Annotated in this window: 3 protein-coding genes; all 3 read right to left on the bottom strand. The window is 61.4% G+C overall.

Annotated features, from left to right (window positions below):
- Window positions 1–1,863: TIGR03960 family B12-binding radical SAM protein (locus tag NW808_RS06615; RefSeq protein ID WP_414420694.1), on the bottom strand; the 1,863-nt coding region annotated here is incomplete at its 3' end.
- 243 nt (window positions 1,864–2,106) lie between these two features.
- The gene (locus NW808_RS06610; protein ID WP_414420693.1) at window positions 2,107–2,961 is read right to left on the bottom strand and encodes a vitamin K epoxide reductase family protein; all 855 of its coding nucleotides are present in this window, start codon (window positions 2,959–2,961) and stop codon (window positions 2,107–2,109) included.
- Window positions 2,962–2,993: 32 nt separating this feature from the next.
- Window positions 2,994–4,706, bottom strand: a complete 1,713-nt coding sequence (gene mutL, locus NW808_RS06605) for a DNA mismatch repair endonuclease MutL (RefSeq protein WP_414420692.1) — start codon at window positions 4,704–4,706, stop codon at window positions 2,994–2,996.
- Window positions 4,707–4,844: the final 138 nt, after the last annotated feature.

The raw sequence follows: 4,844 nt of genomic DNA, 5'->3' as shown, positions 1-4,844 counted from the left end.
GTTGTGACCAAAGCCGGGACCGCAGACGCCGCAGGCGGAGCACTTCTCGAAGGAGCAGTCTTCTACCGTGATCGCTTCTAGGGCGCGGCGGTAGTCTTTCTGCAGCCATTTCTTGTCGATGCCGGTATCGATGTGATCCCAGGGCAAGGGATCCTCCAGGCCAAATTCGCGCATCGGGAGATAGGCGCAGAGGGCCACTGGATCGGCGCTGGGATCTACCGCCTCGCCGCAGTAGGCCTTCACCCAGGCGGCATAGGCGGCGTCGATGTTTTCCCACCAGGCATCCAAGCCGGCGCCAGCTCGCCAGGCCTGCTCGATCATGCGGCCCAGGGAGCGATCCCCTTTGCCAATCAAGTCCTCCAGGATGCTAAAGCGAATATCGGTAAAGTGGGCCTTGACTCCCCGCAGCCGCCGCAGTTCCCTTTGCAGCAGATCCTGCTTGCGCCGCACGTCAGCGTAGTCCACCCGGTGCCACTGGAAGGGCGTGTGGGGCTTGGGGACAAAGTTGGAGAGGGTGAGGGTAAACTCCACCCGCTTGCGGCCCAGGGCCGCACATTCTCGCTGCAGCATCTCGACCGTGCGGGCAATCCCAATCACATCGTCGTCAGTCTCGCCGGGCAGGCCAATCATGAAGTAGAGCTTAATTTTGTCCCAGCCCTCCTGGACTGCAGTGCGAATGCCGCGAATGAGGTCAGCATCGCTAAGGCCCTTGTTGATGATGTCCCGCAGCCGTTGCGTGCCGGCCTCCGGAGCAAAGGTCAGCCCCGAGCGGCGGGATCCCTTCATGATGGCGGAAATGTTCTCATCAAAGCGATCCACCCGCTGGCTGGGCAGCGAGAGGGCAATGTGCTGGCCGAGGAGACGGTTATGTAGCTCTGCTCCCACCGCTGGCAGGGAAAGGTAGTCAGAGCAGCTGAGAGAAGAAAGAGAAAACTCGTTGTAGCCGGTCTTGCGCAAGCCCTGCACCACCGCCTCCACTACCGCTTCCGGATCGACATCGCGGGCAGGGCGGGTGAGCATGCCGGGTTGGCAAAAGCGACAGCCGCGGGTACAGCCACGTCGCACTTCCACCACCAGGCGGTCGTGGACAGTGGCCACCAGCGGTACTAGACCAATGGAGTACTGCAGTTGGGGCAGCGCTACGCGGCGGCGAATGCGCTCCGGCACCCCAGGCACGATGGGCCGCGGGGGGATCCCCTCGTAAAACTGCGGCACATACACTCCTGGCACCTGGGCCAGCTCCAAGAGCACCTCCCGGCGGGGCTTGTGCAGGGATCCGGCCAGCACCTGACCAATTTCCGGCAGCACCTCTTCCCCATCCCCGAAGACGAAGAAATCAAAAAAGTCGGCAAAGGGCTCTGGGTTGGAGGTGGCAGTCGGCCCACCGGCAAAGATGAGGGGACACTCTTGTGGGGTAAAGGCTTGCCGTTCCCACCACTTGAGCGGGATCCCGGCCAGATCCAGCATCTCTAGGATGTTGGTGCCCCCCAGCTCATAGGCCAGGCTAAAGCCGACAATGTGGAAAGCGCGCAGGGGGCGACGCGATTCTACGGCAAACAGCGGAATCCCCAGCTGCCGCATCCGAGCCGCCAGATCCGGACCTGGCAAGTAGGTGCGGTCGCACAACTGGTTTGGCTGGGCGTTGAGGATGTTGTAGAGGATGATGTGGCCCAGGTTGGAAGCCCCCACCTCGTACAGCTCCGGGTAACTTAGCACCCAACGCACCCGTGCCGAGTCCCAAGGGCGATGGACAGCCCCGAATTCTTTGCCCAAGTAGCGAGCTGGCCGCTGGATTTCAGGCGTGAGCAAGCGATCCAAATCAACGGGTTCTAGGTGTGCTTCCGTGGCAGCCGCAGCAAGCATGGGGATCCTGGCAAGAAGTAAACGCAGCTACTAATTCTGACTCTAGCCGAACTTTTCCAGCAGCCCAAACCCGGCGTGGTTTCTGTGTAGGCAACGGGCGCAACCCTCAAGAAAAGGACAGCTCGACGGGAAGTGATCCCGTAAAGATCCCTCCAGTGGGGCAGTGGAGATAAACCCCGCTCCTAGCTAGGGGTCGTGGAAAAAGTCCGCCTTTGTCCAGTGTTGTATCAGTCTTCAGAGCGGTCAATCCTGCTCTTCCTCTGCCTTGAGGGAGTACCCAGAAGCTACTGCCAAAGCCTCCAGCGAGCGGAGTCCCACGTAACTGCGGCCATTGATAATCCAAGTGGGATAGCTGGTGATCCCTGCCTTCGTACATTCCTCAACCTGAGGCGTGCCGGGCCCGTTGGGCGAGCACTCCACGTAGGGTATCTGGGCAAAGGCCGACCCAAACAAGGCCTTCTGCTCTTGGCAGTGGGGGCACCAGTAGGCCCCGTACATGGTGGCGCCAATCTTGCGCAGGTGGGCTGCTAAGCCTGCCGCTAGGGGGCTGGGCGGAGGAGCCTGCTTGGCGTACACCCCAAGGGTAACTACCAACGTAAACAGGCCCACGAGAATGTAACTGAAAGCCAGCTTGGCCCGGTCCAGCCAGCGGTGGCCAAACACCGTGACGAGCCACAGCCCCGCTACCAACCCCATCGCTGCCGTGCAGTACAGGCAGAATTGCCGTAGCACCGCCACCATCAGGTAAAGCATGTACAGCTCAAAGGCAGTCATGGCGGAAACCAAGCCAAATAGGGCTGGCCACCGCCACCGCTTCACTCCTGGGATCTCTTCCGGCAGCCCTGCCAGGGCCAAGACGGCTAGAAACCCCAGCAGGCCAATGGCTGCGGTTGGGATCCCCAAAAACTCTGCCCACCGACTGGAGAGCACCAGGTTACACCCCCCATCCCCCCCACAGAAGGCAGCAGGCTGCTCCGTCAGCTTGGTGTAGGTAAGGTAGGCTGTTAACAGAACTCCCAAGCTGGACAAGAAGACCAAGATTGGGCGCGCATGGCGCTGCAGCCAGGTTTCTTCTGGGGTTCTGAGATAGGAAGCCATAGGATCGTTCCAGCAGCTTGACACCCCTGAAATTATAGAGGGGCAGAATTGACCTCGTCCGTGGGATCTAACACCGGCAAGCCGGCTGAGCGACGTACTTGAGCGGCCAAACTGTCTCCCAGCCGCAGGGATCCCAGCTTGGGGTCAGAGAGGGGGCGGTCGCAGATCCCCCAGCGGCGGCGAAAGTAGCGGGCCAAGTCGGCTTCGGCCAAAACTAGATAAACTGGACGGCCATGGGGACAGGTGTGGGGGTTAGCCGTGCGCTGCCAGGCATCCAGCAACTGCTGCATCTGCTCCAGGGTAAGTGGGACCCCATTGCGCAAGGCACCACGACAGGCCAGGGTTACCTGAGCTGCTTCTAGATCCGCACAGCGGCTGAGTTCCAGAAGGGATCCCTGCACCTCTTCGGGATCTTCAGAGCAGAGAGCTAGCGGCAGGCGGCGCACCAAATACGTAGCGGGGCCAAAGGGTTCCGGCTCTAGCCCCAGCTGTTCCAGCTGCTCCACGGCTTGGGAAGACAATCCCTGCAACATGACTGGTGTCTCGAGCTCCACTAGCTGCCAGTGCCGTTGGATCTCCTCGTAGCGCACTCGCTCGTGGGCCAGGTGTTGCTCCACTAGCCACAGCCCCTGGGGGTGCTCCGCTAGAATGTAGGTTCGGTGCAGTTGGGCTAGCGCCTTCAGGGGAGGCAGGGAGCAGCCGGCGGCGGAGGGAGCTGAAACCTTGTAGAGCGACTTGGACTCGCTGGCGCGGAGGAGATGGAGAGAGCGGCGGCTGGACTGGGCAGAGCCTGCGCGCAGAAGATCCTGCAGGTACTGGCGCAATTGCTCCTGTCGCTTCTGCGGCTTTTGTAGATAGAGCTCGCTCTTAGCCGGATGGCGGTTCCAGTCCACTTGTTCCGGTGGCAGGCGCAGGTGCACCACTACCAGAGGATGGCGGTGGCGGGGCAAAGCGTGTTGAAAGACTGACTGGATTAGCCGTTGCCACTCCAGCATCTGCACAAAGCGACCATTGACGGCCACCCGGATCCAATCGGGGCGAGGGCGATGCAGGCGATCCGGCAAGCCCACCACCAACTCCCAGTCGCTATCCCCCTCTTGAATGCGCCGGTAGCGCAGATCGGAAGGCTCCACCTGCGGCAACATTTGCAGGAGCAGATCCTGCAGAGATTGGCCCGGCCAAAGACTAAGTAGCAGCTGCCCCTCCTGGCAGACTTGCCAGCTAACCTCTGGATGGGATAGCGCAGCGTTCTGGACCAAGGTTAGGAGTGAGCGCGTCTGGGGCGGGGGACAGCGGCGCAGGGGCCAGCTAGCAAACAAATCCGCCACCGTCACGACTGTCCCCAGAGCGGTGGCTGCTGGCTGCTTGTGGATCAACTCCCCCTGCTGGTCGTAGGTAGCCAGCCAGCCATGCTCATCGGTGGCATGACGGGTCTGGATGGTCAGGGATCCCAAGCGGGCTAGGCTGTGCAGAGCTTCTCCGCGAAACCCCAAGCTGCCCCCATCCCACTTGCTCGTGGTATGGCGACGGGCTACCTGCTCCAACTCCGAGCCTGGGATCCCTTGGCCGTTATCGGCTACCCGCACCTGCCAGCGGCTCGGCCAAAGATCTACCTGAACGCGGCTGGCCTGGGCATCAAGGGCGTTTTCTATCAATTCCCGCAGGGCTGCCTCCAGGGAGTCGATCACCTCTCCCGCCGCCATTTGGGCAACTCGTTCTGGACTTAGAGGCCGAATCTTGACCATGGGAATATCCAGCACTGCGCCGCTGGGAGTCCTCTTTGCTCAATACGCCCAGTATGTCCTGAAAGAAAAACCCCTGGCGCTGAGGCCAGGGGAAGTAGAGTCAGGAAACCTGGGGAGGCACTAGCCCCGCACAGCCGG

Source organism: Synechococcus sp. W70.1, assembly GCF_047461515.1.
In the GTDB taxonomy this organism is placed as follows: Bacteria; Cyanobacteriota; Cyanobacteriia; order Thermostichales; family Thermostichaceae; genus Thermostichus.
Note: the sequence above shows the minus strand (reverse complement) of the source record. Positions and strands in the feature narration are given on the sequence as shown.

Bases quoted from the DNA above. Each gene is read 5' to 3' on its own strand.
- NW808_RS06610 (WP_414420693.1), bottom strand. From the start codon at position 2,961: ATGGCTTCCTATCTCAGAACCCCAGAAGAAACCTGGCTGCAGCGCCAT.
- mutL (WP_414420692.1), bottom strand. From the start codon at position 4,706: ATGGTCAAGATTCGGCCTCTAAGTCCAGAACGAGTTGCCCAAATGGCG.